Below are 15,870 nucleotides of genomic sequence, written 5' to 3'. Positions count from 1 at the left end.
AAAATGAGGAGGTTGCCATGTTGCCCCGTAACAGCTGCTGATCATCCGGTGTGGCCGGTGCTCGCCGGCCACACCGATTCCGCTCCGACAGTTCGCGGCCGTGTGCCGCTCGGTTCGAAAGGCACTGCCAATGCAAGCAATTCAGTTCTCGGCCCGAGCCGATCATCTCCCCGGGGCCCGGATCACCGAGGTGCCGCGACCGGAGCCGGGGCCGGGACAACTGCTGGTCCGCACCGAATTGACCGGTGTCGGTGTCGGGTTGGTGCGTATGCTGCGTGCCGATGCCGCGGCGAATCCCGGCGGTGAGATGGTCGGATCGGTCGTCGCGGTCGGTGCCGGTGTCGACGAGGGGTGGGTCGGCACCCGGGTCGGTGGCGTGGTGTTCGAATCGCTGTACGCCGAATATGTGTGCGCCACACCGGCGTTGGTCGCCGCGATTCCGGATGATGTGGCGGCGGACGCGGCGCTGGCGCTGGTGCGTGGCGGCCTCGTCGCCATGGGGGCCGTGCGCGCGGCCGGAGCGGTGACCGGGAAGTCGGTGCTGATCACCGGGGCCGCCAGCGGATGTGGCCACCTGGCACTGCAACTCGCCCGGGTGGCGGGCGCGTTCCGGGTGGTCGCCGCGGTCTCCTCGGCCGCCAAGTTCGAGTTCGTCGGCAGGTGCGGGGCCGACGCGGCGCTGACCTACGAGCAGCCGTGGCCGGACGGCATCGATATCGTCCTGGACGGCGTCGGCGGTGAACTCGTCCAGCGCGGTGTGGACATTCTCGCCCCCCACGGCACCGTGGTCGTCTTCAGTGCCGGCGGCGGCGCGGTCGATACCTCCACGCTGCTGGGTGGATTGAAAACCGTCACCGGATTCTCGATGGGGCTACCGGCCCGAACCCGGCCGCAGGTCATCGATGGCGACCGGGCGACGCTGTGGAAACTGCTGCGCGAGAACATGATCCGGCCACAGGTGGAGGTACGCGGCTGGGTGGAGATGGACGCGGTCGTGGACTCGATCGCCACCCGCCGCAACCTCGGCCGGGTGGCGCTCAGCGCGGAGGGCGCCCGGTGAGCGCGACCGCGCTCACAGCACCGCCTGCGTCTGGGTGACCTTGCCGACGAGCTTCCCGGCGTCGTCGTGGATTTCGGTCTCCACGACGATGAAGCTGCGGCCGGCGTGCAACGGAGTCGAGGTCGCCACCGCATGGCCGGACCGCACGGCCCGCAGGAAGTTCGTCTTCGATTCCACGGTCGTGGTGCCCTGTTTGCCTTCCGGCAGATTCAGGTAGGCGCAGACCGCGCCGGTGGCGTCGGCCAGCGACATCAGCACCCCGCCGTGCAGGGCGCCGCCCAGCGTGCACAGGCTCTCGTCCCAGGCGAGGCGGCTGCGCACGAGTTTCGGCCCGTGCTCGAGCACCTCGACCCCGAGTTTCTCGGTGAACGGCATCGTGCTGTGGAACAGCTGGGTTCCCTCGGTATCGATCATGAGGTCGAGCTTGCCCGTGCCGATGTGCGCAGTCCATTACCTACCGGGTAACCATCGCGGCGGCCGGGCCGCATGGGCCACCAGTTCGCCGGTCCCATGAGCGTCACCAGCGCCGGGACCAGCAGCATCCGGACCAGCGTGGCGTCGATGATCAGTGCCAGGATCATGCCCAGGCCGAGAAAGCGCATCGGAGTGAGCGGCGACAGTGTGAAGGCGCCGGTAATGATCACCAGAAGCGTTGCGGCGGCGGTGATCACGCGAGCGGTCCGGACGGTGCCGGTGCGAACGGCCGCGACGGTGCCGGCCCCGGAGTTTCGGGCCTCCACCATGCGGGACAGCAGAAACACCTCGTAGTCGGTCGACAACCCGAAGACGACGGCGATGATCAGCACCATCATGCCCGCCGACAGCGGGCCGACACTCACCCGCAGCGCCTCCGCGAGGTGGCCTCGGCAGAAGATCCAGGTCAGGATGCCGAAGGTCGCGGCCAGGCTGAGCGATGCGAGCAGCACCGCCTTCAGCGGCAGCACCGCCGATCGGAACGCCGCACCCAGCAGGACCAGCGTCGCGAGCACCATGACCGCGATCATCGCCGGCATCCGGGAGGTGATGGCCGCGACGCTGTCGACGGTGGCCGCCGTATCTCCGCCCACCCGCATATCGATATCGGCCGGAACGGCGAGATCCCGGATACGAGAGACGGTTTCGATCGCCGCGGGGGAGCGGTCGGGATCGTCGAGCGCGACGTGCACGACCACCGCGTCGTCGACCGTGGCCAATCGCTGGACGTCGTGGACACCGGGGACCGCGCCGATCCCCCGGATCGCGGCCGCGGTCGGGGCGGAATCGGGCGGTGCGCCCTCACCGCGCAGCAGTACCGTGGCGCCGCTGCCCGCGGCGGGGAACCGCGCGGCGAGTTCGTCCACCCCCGCGCGCACCGAATTACCCGCGGGCAGCGCCGTGTGGTCCACATCGCCCAGCCGTACGCCGAGTACCGGGGTCGCCAGCGCCAGCAGTAACCCGCCGACCGTGACCGCGACGATCCCCGGGCGGCGTACGACCACGTCGACCACCCGGCCCCACCAGCGCTCGGCCCGGCGCCGGCCGCGGTCGAAGGCGTCGCGCCGCCAGCTCCAGGCGCCGATTCGCGGTCCGAGCAGCGCCAAGGACGCGGGCAGTACGGTCAGCGACAGCCCGGCCGCCAGCAGGACCGCCGCGATGGCACCGAAGCCCAGCGAGCGCAACACGGCTTGCGGGAAGACGAACGTCCCGGCGAAGGCGCAGGCCAGCAGCAGGGCCGAGAATCCGACGGTGCGACCGGCGGTGGCCAGCGTGCGGGCGACCGCGGCGGGCGGGGGAGCCCCCGCGGCGAGCTCCTCGCGGAATCGGGTCACCACGAACAGTCCGTAGTCGATGGCCAGTCCGAGCCCCAGCAGCGAGGCCACGTTCACGGCGAACACACTCACCTCGGTGAGGTGTGCGATCAGGCCGACCGCACCGAGCGACCCCACGACCGCGAGAATGCCGACCAGCAGCGGCAGTCCCGCCGCGACCACGCCGCCGAAGACCAGGACCAGGATCGCGAGGGTGATCGGCAGCGACAGGGATTCGGCGAGTACGAGATCGTGCCGGGACTGGGTGTCGATCTCGTCGGCCAGGGCGCTGTAGCCGGTGAATCGGACCGCGACGCCGGGAATCCGCAGCGCCGCCGCGATGTCGTGATAAGCCGCGATGCGCTGATCGTCGTCGCCGGACGCGAACACGACGGCCAGCCCCTGTCGTCCGTCCGCCGACCGCAGCACGGCCTGCCGCGGCGGGCTGTTGTTCCAATAGGTCTGCACCGGCTGGGCCAGCAGGGCAGGATCGATGCGGCCGACGGCGTCGCGCACCCGCGGGGTGAGCGCGCCGAGATCCTGTCCGGCGGGTGCGGTGTAGATCGCGATCACGTCGGGATTCTGTCGGCCCAGATGCGCGGTGACCACCTGATCGACCAGGGCGGATTCACTACCGGGATCGGCGAATCCGGCCGCGCTCACCCGCTGCTGCACATCGGCGCCGAACAGTCCGAACAGCACCGCGATACCGATCGCGGCGCCGAGGATCAGTGTCGGGCGGGTGGTCACCAATCGTGCCCAGCGGCTCATGCCGGGGCCGAATCGGTTTGTGGCAGTTCGGCTTCCAGGGTCTCGGCGATGCGATCGAGCAGGGCTTCGAGCCGCTGTTCGATGCCACGGCCGTTGCGGGCCGATACCGACAGTTCGGTGCGCCCACCGCATTCCACCATCGCGAACAGCAGCGGCATCGCCACGCTGTGTTGCGGCAGTACGAACACCGTGGTGGGAGTCCAGCCGGGGACGGCGAGCTCGTCGAGATCGAAACGGCCCATATGCGATACCGTCGCCGAGGCCAGGTTGCGGCCGAAGCGGGCTCCGAGGGCATTGGTGGCGCGCAGGATGGCGCGACCGACCGCATGCGGCGCGTTGCCGATCGCACTCGACGCCATCTGATCGAGTTCGGTGCGGTCACGCAGGCCGGCACGCATCCGATCCCGGACCTGAGGCCACTGCTCGCCCGGGCGAATATCGAGGAACAGCGGCAGCGCCAGATTCGCCGTCGATCGCAGCCGCGGATCGTGGCGGCGCAGGTCGACCGGCACCATGATGCGGGCGGTGGCGCCCGCGTGGTCGGCCAGCAGCGCCGACACCCGCGCGACGGCGCCGGGTCCGGCGGCGGCGATGGTGCGGCGCCGCAACAGATGTCGCGCCGCCCCCGGATCCTGGCGCCCGTGGCCGACCGCCGCGCGGTACCGGGGGACCATCGCGGCGGGACGACCGGAGGTGCCGATACGGCGCACCAATTCCCGGTCGGCGATCGGATCGCCGAGCGGTTCGGGCCGTTCGCCGCGCAAGGCGGCCAGCACGGTGCGTGCCCACAGCACCATGCCCATACCGTCCATGACCCCGTGGAACACCCGGAAGATCATCGTGACCGGATCTCCGGTCAGCAGAAGTACCTCGCAGGTGGTCCCCGGTGTCGGGCCGATCGCGGAACCCAGCACGGAGTCCGCTTCCAGATGTTCGAGATCCAGTGTGTGACCGCTTATTTCACGTACCGCGGGCGGGACTCCGGTATCGACCCAGTAGCGACCTTCACGGCGCAGCCGGGCGCCGGGGCAGACCGCCGCGGCGGTGGCGACAGCACGCCGCACTCGCTCCGCGTCGAGGCCGCCCGTTCCGGAAATGGCCAATTGCATCAGGAACGGCGGCGCCATATCGCGCATGGGAAAGTACATGCGCTCGGTGGGCGAGATTCGCCGCCGGAAGACGGTGCTCATGATCATCGGCTCCTACTGTGCGTTACCGCAACTCGCGGGTGAGGTGCTCGATACCGCCTTGGGATCCGAGCCAGGACAGGAACTGCTCGAGCCCGCGGTCGCGGTCGACGATCGGCGCGTATCCGAAATCGCGTGCGGCCGCGCCGGTGTCGTAGGTGGCGGTTCGGGTCATCAACGCCACGACGTAGCGCGACAGCGGAGGTGACCAGCGCCGGGCGACCGCCGGTATGCGCCACAGGGTTTCGATCACCGCCACCGCGGCGGCGAGCACCCGGGGATCGGGCCGGCGGCTGGGTGGCGGGTAACCGAGCCGGGCGGCGACCTCCGCCAGAAATGCCCACACATCGGTCTTCTCGGCGTCGGCGACGAAATAGGCCCGGCCACCCACCCGGTCGGAGGCGGCGGCCCCCAGACAGGCGTGCACGATATTTTCCACATGGCACAGCGATGCCTGAACCGATCGACCGAAGGACAGATCGGGCAGCCGTCCCTGTGCCGTGCGCCCGAGCAGACGCACGATCGGGCCGGATCGGTCACCGGCGCCCCAGATCGCGCGCGGGCGCAGGGCACAGGTGGTGAAATCGGCAGTGTCGGCGGCCAATACGGCACGTTCGGCGGCGGCCTTGGTTTCGGCGTACGGATTCAGGTACCGGCTCGGATACGGCACCGATTCGTCGATATCGATCTGGTCGCCGCCGTCACGGTCCATCAACGCGCTGGGGCTGGAGATGAAGACGAAGCGGGTGGCACCGGCCGTCCGCGCGGCGCGGAGCAGATATTCGGTGCCGCGCACATTCTCGTTGTGGAACTGTTCGCGGGTGCCGCGCTCGTCGACCCGGGCGGCGCTGTGGAACACCACGTCGACACCGGTGCAGGCGCGCCGCAGTGAAGCCTCGTCGGTGAGATCGCCGTAGACGACGTGCACGCCGTCGAGATCGCGCAGTTCGCCCAGGTTGCTGGTGCGGCGCGCGAGCACCGTGACCTCGTGTCCGCCCTCGGCGGCCAGACGGCGCGCCAACGCGCCACCCAGGAATCCGGATGCCCCGGTGACCAATGCTCTCACCGCGTTCTCCGATCGAAAGTATCGGTGCCGCACGAGGTTCGCGCAGGGCGGGTACGCCACCAGGTGAGGCCGAAGATCTGGGTCATGACAGCGGTGTGCAGCCGCGACCGTCCGCTGTGCTCGGCGGCGCGCAGTGCGGCGGGAATCTGCGCGGCGTGCACCCCGACGCTGAGTACCGCGTCGATCCACCACAGCGTGCGCAGCCACCGGCGTCCGGAGGTGGCGATCACCGGACCGGCCAGCAGAAACAGCCAACCGGCGATCGGAACGAGCCGCAGCGCGACTACTCGCGTCGTCATCGCGGTCCCCTCATCGATTGCCCGCTCGCCCAGACCGCGAGCTGCTCGCGCCCGATCTTCGCGTTGTGCCGGATATCCACCGGGAACTCCGGATGGAACAAGAACTCCGAGATCTTCGCGGTGAGTTCGAATTCGGCGCCGCGGGCCCGCAGTGCGGCCTCGATCCCGGTGCGATCGGCGCCGGGCAGCGTTTGCACACACAGCACGGGCCGCTGGGCGCCCGCGGCGCCCACTCCGACCAGTGCCGTGCGAGCCACGCCCTCCACCGCGTTGAAGATCTGCTCGATCTGGACGGTGAACAGCGGTCCGTCGGCGGTGCGCACGCGCTGAGATTTACGTCCGCAGAACCAGATTCGCCGCTCGTCGTCGATCCAGGCCAGATCGCCGGTGCGGTGCCAGACCGTCTCGCCGTCGATGATCTTGCCCGTCACGTTGGCGTCCGGCGGCCAGTAGTAGCGAGTGCTCACATTCGGTCCCGCGACCACGAGTTCCCCGATGCCGCGGGTGCTGTCGAGTTCCGATGCCCGGTCCTGCGCGTGTGCCCAGGTGGGCAGCGGATCGTCGGTGATCGCGACGATCCGGGCCCGCACCCGGTCGGCGGTCCGGCCGATGCAGGTGCCCGCACCCGTACGCGCGCGGTCTGCCGGGCCCGCCAGCAGCTCCCGCGATTCGATCATCGACATCGGCAGTGCCTCGGTGGAGCCGTACCCGGCGTAGATGCGGACATCCTCGTCGAGGACCGCCCGCAGACCCGCGATACACCAGTCCGGGACCGGCGCTCCGCCGGAATACACGCTGCGCAGTGTCGGCAGCGCGGCGCCGCTGCGTTCGAGGTGACGCAGCAGCGGAATCAGCACCGCCGGGGAGGCGAAGAGGGTACGTACGCCGAACCGGTCGATCGCGGCGGCCACCTGCGCCGGATCGGTGGATCCCACTTTGCTGGGGATCAGCGGCGGCAGCACACACTGCGAGCCGAGCAGCAGGTCGAGGATCCCGACCAGCGGCAGAGTGATCAGCGAGCTTTCCGGCGGCACCCCGTCGCGCGCGGCGTGGACCTGCTCGACCATGGCCGAGAGATTGCCGTGGGTCATTTCCACGGCCTTGGCCGGCCCCGTGCTGCCGGTGGTGAACGCGATCAGCAGGAGATCGTCATCGGGGGCCGGGGTCCTGGCCGGCAGGGCACCGGTGGGCCGGCGTCCCCACGCCCGCAGTCGTGCCCCGCCCCAGAACCACCGTGGCCCGACCGTCACCGCGACGCGCACGCCGCGGAAGTAGCGGCGAAACACCACCCGCGCGGCGTGCGCCCGCGGTATTCCGATGAACGCCTGGGCCTCGGCCGCCCGCAGACAGCGCAGCATCCGGCGCAGCCCCATCCCGGGGTCGATGACGACCGGCACCGCGCCGATCTTCAACAGCCCCAGCATGATCGCGTACAGCTCGGGGCTGGGCAGGACCAGCACGATGGTGCGGGTGCCGCTGCCCACCCCGGCGGCGATGAGGCGTTCGGCGATGGTGTCCGACCACCGGTCGAGGTCGGCGTAGCTGAGCCGGCGATACTGCGGCATCCCCGCACCGCCGGGCTCCGCGGAGTAGACCGCCGCGCGGTCGGGTTGCGCCGCGACGACGGCGCGGAACCGATCGATCGCGCGCCAGTAGGTTCCGTTCACGCCGCCACACCGGTAGCGACGGGCAGCCGGTACACCGCGGCCGCCGCGGACGGTCCGGCACCGGCGGCCACGAACAGCACTGTCGTGAATCCCGACAGTGAACCCTGCTCCACCGCACGGTGATAGGCCAGAGGCAGGGCGGCGGTGTGCGGATCGCCGTCGGTGAGGTCGGGGATCCGCACCGCCCCGATGCCGAGCGTATCGGCCAGCAGCTGCGGGAACTTCGGGCTCGGAGTGGAGGCGATGAGGACGGTGGCGGCGGGATCGATCCCGTCCGGGTCGTCCAGCGCTCGCCGCCCGGCCTCGGCCGCGAGCTCGAGCAGCCGGTCTTCGAATCCGGGCTCGCGTTCCACGGTCATCAGTCCGCGTCCCGCCGTACCCATGGTGGTGACGTCCACATATGACTCGACGCCCGGCCCGCCGGCTCCCGAGACGGTGTGCACCCGGCCGAAACCCACTGCCTCGGTGGTGTGTTCGAGCAGCAGCGCCGCGCCCGCGGTCGCGTACGGGAACTCGTCGTCGGCCACCGATCGGGTGAGCGAGGGATGCGTGTCGCCGGAGACGATCAGCACATGTCCCGCGCCCGCGGTCTCCAGAATCGACTGGGCGACCTGCACCGCGTTGAGGACGCCGGTGGCGCCGTTCATCAGGTCGAAGGAGAACGAGCGCGGATCACCGAAGCGATAGTCCAATCCGATGCCCGCCTCCTTCTGGATCAGCGCGGAGATGGCGGGTTCCACGGTGTTGGAGTCGCGGAAGATGCCGGCATTGATGAGCACCCCGACCTGATCGGGAGCCACCCCGGCGCGTTCGAGACTGCGCCGCGCTGCCCGGCCGCTGTGTTCGACGATGCTGAAAGTGCCCTCGGCACGGCTGATTCCGGTGGATGTGATGCGAACGCCCATGACCAGTACCTCAGACCTTCAGTGACGAAATCGTGGTGGACAGGAAGCCGCCGACGACGCCGGAAGCGGCGGGCACCATCAGCAGCTTCGAGCCGGCCGGGATCTCGTTACGGCTCAACTGGTCGTGCAACACGATGAAATGTGAAGTGCTGGAGGTATTTCCGTATTCGCTGATGACGTTGAGGTCCGGTGGCATCGGCGCACCGAACTCCCGCTCGGCGATGGCGTTCATGAACGGAATCGCGGCCGCGCCGAACTGGTGGTGGATGATGAAGTCGAAGTTCTCCTCGGCGAAGGTGGTGCCGCGCTTGTCGTAGAACATCCGCTGCGAGTCGGTCCACAGCACGAACCGGTCCTCGTTGTGCATCTTGCGGTTGTCGGTGTAGAGCGCCACGCCCGGGGACTTGTCACTGGGCATGCCCAGGCACAGGTGCGAGAACTCCGAGGCGGTCACCAGTTCGATGTAGTCGATCCGGTCGGCCTCGTCGACGGACCGGTCGAGGACCACGGCCGCCGCGGAGTCCCCGACGGTCAGCGAAGCGAATTGTAGATCGTATTTGTCGGATATTTCCCGGACCGCGGTATCGGCGATAGGAGTAATGGCCTCACCGCTGACGACGATGCCGTTACGCACCATTCCGGAGCGAATCATGCGATCGAGAATGTAGGTTCCGCTCAACATTCCGGCACACGCGTTGGAAAGGTCGAAAGTAATCGCGTTCTCTGCCCCTATTCGCTGTGCCAGGGCAGAGGCGAATGACGGCTCCATATACATTCTTGTGGCGTTCTTGCTGCGGGTGATGGAGGTGGAGATGACCACCTCTATCTCCGAGCCCGCATACTGTGAACTGCTCAGACAGTCGTCCAGCGCCTTGCATGCCAGGGTGAAGGAGTCTTCGTAGGACTCCGGCCGGGTGTCGTGGACGCGGCGTTCGCGTACTCCTGTGATCTTTTCGAGATCGAAGGCGGGCGGCACTGCGAGCCGGGCGATCAATTCCTCCGTTGTCACCCGCTTTTCGGGTAGATATGCGCCGATGGATTCGAAACGAGAATGCGGCATGCCGCCTCCTGGAATGGCATGACAAAAGCTTACGGAATTCGTACGAGCGTTGATGCTACCCGAGAGTAACTAGCGCGCGGCGCGGCCGCATCTCGGCGCATCCGGCGTTCGATCGCCGGCGAAGAGTGTTTGTGACCCCCGGTATCAGAAATCAGTAATTGATCAGCAATCGATGGTGTCAGGCAACTACCACCGCACAGCTGACGAGGCTTCGCCTGTTTCGGAGTTCGGCTAACCCGCAGAGTGAGTGATTAGTGGTGAACCTTCACAGCGGACAGCGGTCCCGATTGTGAGTGACTTCACCGTTCGCGCGTGGACTCGACAACCGCGCGCGGTAGCGGGAAGCGATGTCGCGCGGCGCTCAGCCCAACCGTGCCATGACCGATCGCGGCAGCCGGGGCAGGACGAGGTTCAGTGCGCGCCAAGGCCATTGCGGCACACACGCGCGAACCGGTTCGGCCTCGATCGCGGCGACCATCGCGGCAACGCCTCGCTCGAGCGGAACGACCAGGCGAGCGTCGTCGGCGCGAGCCGACATCTCGGTCGCGATGAATCCGGGTTGCACCGTGGTCACCGCGATCGGACTGCGGCGCAGCTCGATGGCCAAACCCTCACCCAACGTGGACAATCCGGCTTTACTGGCGGAGTACGCGGCCTTCTTGCCGGGCAGGCCGCGCACCGCGCTCATTGACGAGATCAGGACCAGATGGCCGGCGTTCTGGCCGCGGAAGATCTCCAGCGCCGCCTCGGCCTGGGCGAGGGCACTCACGAAATTCGTTGTTGCCGTGGCGATATTCGCGCGCGCCCGGCCGGACCCCACGGGGGCTCCCTTGCCCAGGCCCGCATTGACGATCACCCGGTCCAGTCCGTCGAACTCCGTGCGGAATTCGCCGAAGACGCGTTCGACCGCGGCATGGTCGTCGACATCGAGCGCCCGTACCGAGATCCGGATATCGGGATGGGCCCCGGCCAGCTCATCGCGCAGGGCGTGCAGATTGTCCGTGCGGCGGGCGCACAGCGCCAGATCGCGTCCGCGGGCGGCGAACTGCCGGGCCATCTCGGCCCCCAGACCCGCACTCGCCCCGGTGATGAGAATTCTGCGCCTGGTCATGGCCCAACCCTAGTGTGGGCGCGGACGGGGGTTCAGGAAATCCGGCGAGCCCCCGCGGCGGGTACGGCGACGAAGAACCGCGGCGGTGTGAAACCGTCGTGCCGGAACCGCCGCCGGATGGCGGCGGCCACGGAGTCGGTGCGCTCGAGATCGGTGAGCGCGATGACGCTCCCGCCGAATCCGCCGCCGACCATCCGCGCACCGTGTGCGCCGGCCTCGACCGCGGTCTCGGCCGCCGCGTCCAATTGCGCGGTGGAAACCTCGAAATCGTCGCGCAGCGAGTGATGGCCACTGGTCAACAGCGGCCCGATCGCGCGCGGATCACGCCCGTCCCGCAACAGTTCCACCACCGTCAGCACGCGTGCGTTCTCGGTGACCACATGGCGAGCCCGGCGGCGCAGCACCGGATCCGCCAGTCGCCGGATCTCGCCGGGATCGGTGATCGCGCGGAGCGAATGGACACCGAGCTCGCGGGCCGCGGTCTCACATTCGCGGCGTCGCCGGCCGTAGTCGCCGTCGGCCAGCCGATGCGGGGTATCGGTGTCGGCGACCAGCAGCTGCAGTCCGGCGGAGGCGAGATCGAAGGGCACCTGTGCGGATTCGCCGGTGGCGAAGTCCAGGAACAGGGCGTGGCCCGCGGTGCACAGCAGCGCGGCGGACTGATCCAGCGTCCCGGTGGCGGCGCCGACGTAGGAATTCTCCGCTGCCTGCCCGATAGCGATCAGCTCCGCGAGCTCCACGTCGAGGGCGAACAGATCCCGGATCGCCAGGGCGACAGCACATTCCACGGCCGCCGATGACGACAGTCCCGCTCCGACCGGCACCGCGCCGTCGAGGCCCAGGACCACGCCGGGCAGGTCGTAGCCGCGGCGCTCGAATTCGTACACCACGCCCAGCGGGTAGCGCGCCCAGCCGGTGACCGCGGCATCGGCCAATCCGTCGATCGGTTCGACGACCGGCCGCCCGGGGTGCTGGACGGAGCTCACCCGCACGGTCGCGTCGGTGGTCGCCTCCGCGGTGCAGGTCACGACCTGGGGCAGCGCGATCGGCAGGGCGTAGCCGTCGTTGTAATCGGTGTGCTCGCCGATGATGTTGACGCGCCCGGGCGCGACCCAGACCCCGCGGCCGGGCTGTGGTGTCACCGCACCTCCCGCAGTTCCGCGGCGACCGTCTCGGGCGTGGTGTCACTGATGAAGACGTTCATACCCGATTCCGACCCGGCCAGATACTTGAGCTTGTGCGCGGTGCGCCGGATCGAGAACAGTTGCAGGTGCAGCCACCAGTCCTCGCGGGGTGCAACCGATCTCGGCGCTTGATTCCAGGCCGCGACGTAGGGCATCGGCGTCTCGAACAGGCGGGCGAAGCGTTGCAGCACATCCAGATACAGATGTGCGAACCCGTCGCGCTGGGCATCGTCGAGATCCGGGATATCGGCGACCCGGCGATGAGGGTACAGCTGAATCTCGTAGGGCCATCGCGCGAACGGCGGCACGAAGGCGGTCCATTCCTCGTTGCCGGCGACCACCCGCAGCCCGGCCGCGCGTTCGGCGCCGAGCAGATCACCGAACAGATTGCTCCCGTGCGCTCGTCGATGCCGCGCCACATTCGCCGCCATTGTCACCGCGCGCGGCGTGGGGAAGGGATAGGCATAGATCTGCCCGTGCGGATGGGACAGGGTGACACCGATCTCCTCCCCGTGATTCTCGAAGCAGTACACCTGTGCCACCCCGTCGATCGCGCCGAGTTCGGCGCTGCGCTGTGCCCACACGTCCACCACCAGCCGGGCTCGGTCCGGATCCAGGCGGGCGAACGAGCTGTCGTGGTCGCTGGTGAAACAGACCACCTCGCAGCGTCCGAAACCGTTGCGCAGCAGTGTCTCCGGCGATCCCTCGACATGATCGGGCAGATCGGCGCGTCCGGCCGACAGCGAGGGGAAGCGGTTCTCGAAGACGACCACTCCGTAATCGGATTCGGGTATCTCGGAGGGATGCCCTGGCCGGGACGGGCACAGCGGGCACAGATCCGCCGGCGGGAGGAAGGTCCGGGTCTGCCGATGGGAGGCGATCACGACCCATTCGCCGAGCAGTGGATCGAACCGGACCTGGGAATGGGTGTCGGTCGGTGGCAGATCGCGGGTGTCGGTGGCGGTACGAGCGACGGGATCGCTGTCGAAATAGATGATCTCGCGTCCGTCGGCCAGCGACCGGCGACTCAGGACCGGACTCGACCGCGCCATCACATCCCTCCGCTCGATCCCCGGATCTCAGCGGACAGTAACACCGCCCACGGCCGGATCCGGCGCGGCACACCAGGTCGGCGTGCCACGCCGGAGCGGCTGGGATCAGTACTCGCCGCCGAACGATCCGCCCGGCCCGTAGGAGCCGGTCGGCGGTGGCGCCGGCATCATCACCCAGCCGCCGCAGTTGCTCGCGTGGAATGCGACGTCGTTCGGTTTGATCAGCACCCGCACCGGATTGGTCCGGGTGTCGTCGCTGGCGACGATGTACTTGTTCGGGTCGGCGGTATCGCCGGGCGGGGCGATCTCCCACAACCGCTGCCAGGAGCAGGCGTGCGCGGGATCCGCCGGCCCTGCGGACTGATAGATCCCGGGTGCGATATCGACACCTACCCGGTAGAGCCCGTCACCGGGAATGCTCGTGGCCGGATCGGCGGCAGCGGCGCCCGATCCGAGCATTGTCACCGTGGACGCGACGGCCCCGGCGATCACAAACGTGCGTCCACGCACGGCGGTCCTCCTCGACATCGCACAACGACCGCTGATCGACTATCGCGGCCGGAGAAGATCCCCGCATCTTCCGGGGCCTTGGTTTATCAGAATTCGGGGGACCCCGGACCGGATCGGTGAAATATCTGGAGATTCGACAAATGGTCGCCGGATTTCGAAATGTCCCCGCGGGATCCCCTCGGGCCCACGGGGACGGCGCCTCACACGATGCATCCGTCCGAGGTGCGAGATGGGAAGGTACTGCAGCGTCGACGACACGTGCAACATGGCTTATGTTTCAGATTTCAATTAGTATTGCGAATGATCTACGGCGGGCATTCCGGCTGTTTTCGGCTACGTCGCTGGACAGCAATGCAATATGTCGATCTCACGGCTGTCAGCGACATTCGGGCAATGACGATCGCGCCGTCCGACTTTCGGAAGAATGTGCTCAGTGACACAAACCTTCCGGTTGTTCTGTCCATCTCGGCTCCGGCTGTGCCGGCGTGTCCGGTGAGATTGCTCTGAAATGGCCAGTTGACTCGATGGTGTCCGCAGTGTCGTGCGTCTATCGTCGTGTCCAGGTCGAATTGGCGGCGATCGCAGACAGACTGGGGGTAACGGTTCGGTAACTGGGGTTGCGTATGTGTACCACCGTTGCCACAGTGAACCACTGGGTTTGATGTTACTAGTGGGAAGGGAGGGGCGTGCCCATCTCCGGGTGCGCCGTCCGAACATGAACCATCCACGCATCATCAAGACCGGACTCGGGCTCGCCGTCGCCACGGTCACCACGGCCGGTCTGCTCGTGCCCACCGCTGCCTTCGCCGCACCGGCTGCGCCTGCGCCCGCAGATCCCGATATGTCGACCAGATTGGCCGGTAAGACGGTCTTCCTGGACCCGGGCCATCAGGGCGCCGGTGATCCGGGCGATCTCAACCGACAGGTGGACAACGGCCGCGGCGGTACCAAGGAATGCCAGACCACCGGCATGATCAGCCGCAACGGCGTCCCCGAACACACCATCAACTGGAATGTCGCCCAGCTGGTCCGGCAGTCGCTCGAGGCCTTGGGCGCGCAGGTCGTGCTGAGCCGTCAGGACGACACCGGCTGGGGCGGATGCGTCGACGAACGCGCGGCCGCGGCCAATCGCTCGGGCGCCGCCGTGGCGGTCAGTATTCACGCCGACGGGGCGCCCGAACAGGACCACGGCTTCCATCTGATCGTGCCCCAGCTGCCGATTCCCGACGCCGCGGCGAATCAGGCGCAGTCCGGCCCCGGACAGGTGGCCACCAAGGCCGTGCGTGACGCCTACGTTCAGGCGGGATTCACACCGGCGAACTATGCCGGTGCGGTCGACGGACTGCAGACCCGTTCCGATATCGCGGGCCCGGCGCTTACCCAGGTGCCCGACGTCTTCATCGAGATGGGCAACGGCGCCAATGTCGACGACGCGAAAATGCTGGAGTCGCCCGACGGGCAACTCGAGCATGCGATCGCCATCACGACCGGTCTGGTCAGCTATCTGATCGGAGCGGCGCCCGGTGCGCCGTCGCCGGCGCCGGTACCGTCCGACAGTCCCGCGAATGTGCCGCAGTCGGCTCCGGCCGAGCAGAGTCCCGCCGCACCGGGTGCGACCGCGCCGAATGCGACCTGGCCCGGCGCGACAGCACCGACCGCGGTGCCCGGGAATCCGGCGCCGCCGGGGGCCGCTCAGCAGAATTCGACAGCACCCCAACAGAATTCGGCCACCGACGCCTTGCGAGGTGCGCCGCGTGCGGTACCCGCCGAACCCGCTCCGGGCGCGACCCAGGCGGCTCCGGGCACCTCGGCCGCGCCCGGTGCGGCGCAACCGGGGATCGCGGGTTCGAATCCGGCGAGTTCGCCGCCCGGGACCTACCAGACCGCGCCGGGCACCTATTCGACCACCGATCCCGGCACTTCCGGTGCGGCACCGCAGCAACCGGCGAACCCCGGAACCAGTGCGCAGGCCCTGCCCGGGCAGGCCGGGACGCAGCAGAGCAAACCCGGGTCGGGCTCGGCCGCCAACGGTCTGACCGGCACGGCGATGCGGTTCCTGCTTCCGCTGGCGAAATCGCTCGGTATGGACGACAGCGCGCTCGATTCCGAATTGATCAATCTCGCCTACACCCTGGTCTCCACCCTCATGGGGTCGAGTAAGTAATTCGTCCCGCCGTGCCCGCCCCCCCGCACGAGGGGCGGGCACGGCTG

At 68.5% G+C, this 15,870-nt stretch carries 14 protein-coding genes; 2 read left to right on the top strand and 12 right to left on the bottom strand.

Annotation, left to right across the window (positions count from 1 at the left end; translation table 11 throughout):
• The first annotated feature begins 130 nt into the window (after nucleotides 1-130).
• Complete coding sequence (locus LKD76_RS23235) at nucleotides 131-1,060, top strand: quinone oxidoreductase family protein (RefSeq protein WP_227983521.1); 930 nt, start codon at nucleotides 131-133, stop codon at nucleotides 1,058-1,060.
• A gap of 12 nt (nucleotides 1,061-1,072) precedes the next feature.
• Here LKD76_RS23235 and LKD76_RS23230 read toward each other — a convergent pair whose 3' ends face one another.
• From LKD76_RS23230 to LKD76_RS23175, 12 genes are all read right to left on the bottom strand, one after another.
• Entirely contained in the window at nucleotides 1,073-1,474 is a 402-nt protein-coding gene (locus tag LKD76_RS23230) for a PaaI family thioesterase (protein ID WP_227983520.1), read from the bottom strand.
• Entirely contained in the window at nucleotides 1,471-3,618 is a 2,148-nt protein-coding gene (locus LKD76_RS23225; RefSeq protein ID WP_227983519.1) for an MMPL family transporter, read from the bottom strand. Before LKD76_RS23225 ends, LKD76_RS23230 begins: the two co-directional genes overlap by 4 nt.
• On the bottom strand, nucleotides 3,615-4,808 hold the full coding sequence (locus LKD76_RS23220; RefSeq protein ID WP_227983518.1) for a peptide synthetase: 1,194 nt from the start codon (nucleotides 4,806-4,808) through the stop codon (nucleotides 3,615-3,617). The genes LKD76_RS23225 and LKD76_RS23220 overlap by 4 nt, the downstream gene beginning before the upstream one ends.
• A 22-nt stretch (nucleotides 4,809-4,830) precedes the next feature.
• The gene (locus LKD76_RS23215; RefSeq protein WP_227983516.1) at nucleotides 4,831-5,871 is read right to left on the bottom strand and encodes an NAD-dependent epimerase/dehydratase family protein; all 1,041 of its coding nucleotides are present in this window, start codon (nucleotides 5,869-5,871) and stop codon (nucleotides 4,831-4,833) included.
• Nucleotides 5,868-6,170, bottom strand: coding sequence for a hypothetical protein (locus LKD76_RS23210; RefSeq protein ID WP_227983515.1), 303 nt, complete (start codon nucleotides 6,168-6,170; stop codon nucleotides 5,868-5,870). The genes LKD76_RS23215 and LKD76_RS23210 overlap by 4 nt, the downstream gene beginning before the upstream one ends.
• Nucleotides 6,167-7,837, bottom strand: a complete 1,671-nt coding sequence (locus LKD76_RS23205) for a fatty acid CoA ligase family protein (RefSeq protein WP_227983514.1) — start codon at nucleotides 7,835-7,837, stop codon at nucleotides 6,167-6,169. The genes LKD76_RS23210 and LKD76_RS23205 overlap by 4 nt, the downstream gene beginning before the upstream one ends.
• A complete protein-coding gene (locus LKD76_RS23200) occupies nucleotides 7,834-8,742 on the bottom strand; it encodes a beta-ketoacyl-[acyl-carrier-protein] synthase family protein (protein WP_227983513.1) in 909 nt (302 codons plus the stop codon). The genes LKD76_RS23205 and LKD76_RS23200 overlap by 4 nt, the downstream gene beginning before the upstream one ends.
• A gap of 10 nt (nucleotides 8,743-8,752) precedes the next feature.
• On the bottom strand, nucleotides 8,753-9,802 hold the full coding sequence (locus tag LKD76_RS23195; RefSeq protein ID WP_227983512.1) for a 3-oxoacyl-ACP synthase III family protein: 1,050 nt from the start codon (nucleotides 9,800-9,802) through the stop codon (nucleotides 8,753-8,755).
• 361 nt (nucleotides 9,803-10,163) lie between these two features.
• The gene (locus tag LKD76_RS23190) at nucleotides 10,164-10,913 is read right to left on the bottom strand and encodes an SDR family oxidoreductase (RefSeq protein WP_227983511.1); all 750 of its coding nucleotides are present in this window, start codon (nucleotides 10,911-10,913) and stop codon (nucleotides 10,164-10,166) included.
• A 32-nt stretch (nucleotides 10,914-10,945) separates the two neighbouring features.
• Nucleotides 10,946-12,055, bottom strand: coding sequence for a galactokinase (gene galK, locus LKD76_RS23185; RefSeq protein WP_227983510.1), 1,110 nt, complete (start codon nucleotides 12,053-12,055; stop codon nucleotides 10,946-10,948).
• Nucleotides 12,052-13,113 (bottom strand): galactose-1-phosphate uridylyltransferase, encoded by a 1,062-nt coding sequence (gene galT, locus LKD76_RS23180; protein WP_227985371.1) that lies wholly within the window; start codon nucleotides 13,111-13,113, stop codon nucleotides 12,052-12,054. The genes galK and galT overlap by 4 nt, the downstream gene beginning before the upstream one ends.
• A gap of 141 nt (nucleotides 13,114-13,254) precedes the next feature.
• On the bottom strand, nucleotides 13,255-13,659 hold the full coding sequence (locus tag LKD76_RS23175; protein WP_227983509.1) for an Rv1352/Rv1906c domain-containing protein: 405 nt from the start codon (nucleotides 13,657-13,659) through the stop codon (nucleotides 13,255-13,257).
• A gap of 715 nt (nucleotides 13,660-14,374) precedes the next feature.
• Here LKD76_RS23175 and LKD76_RS23170 point away from each other — a divergent pair.
• The gene (locus LKD76_RS23170) at nucleotides 14,375-15,823 is read left to right on the top strand and encodes an N-acetylmuramoyl-L-alanine amidase (protein WP_372465919.1); all 1,449 of its coding nucleotides are present in this window, start codon (nucleotides 14,375-14,377) and stop codon (nucleotides 15,821-15,823) included.
• Nucleotides 15,824-15,870 lie beyond the last annotated feature (47 nt).

This window comes from Nocardia spumae (assembly GCF_020733635.1).
Taxonomy (GTDB): Bacteria; Actinomycetota; Actinomycetes; order Mycobacteriales; family Mycobacteriaceae; genus Nocardia; species Nocardia spumae.
The sequence above is the reverse complement of the archived record's forward strand: the minus strand, read 5'-3'. Positions and strand labels throughout refer to the sequence as shown.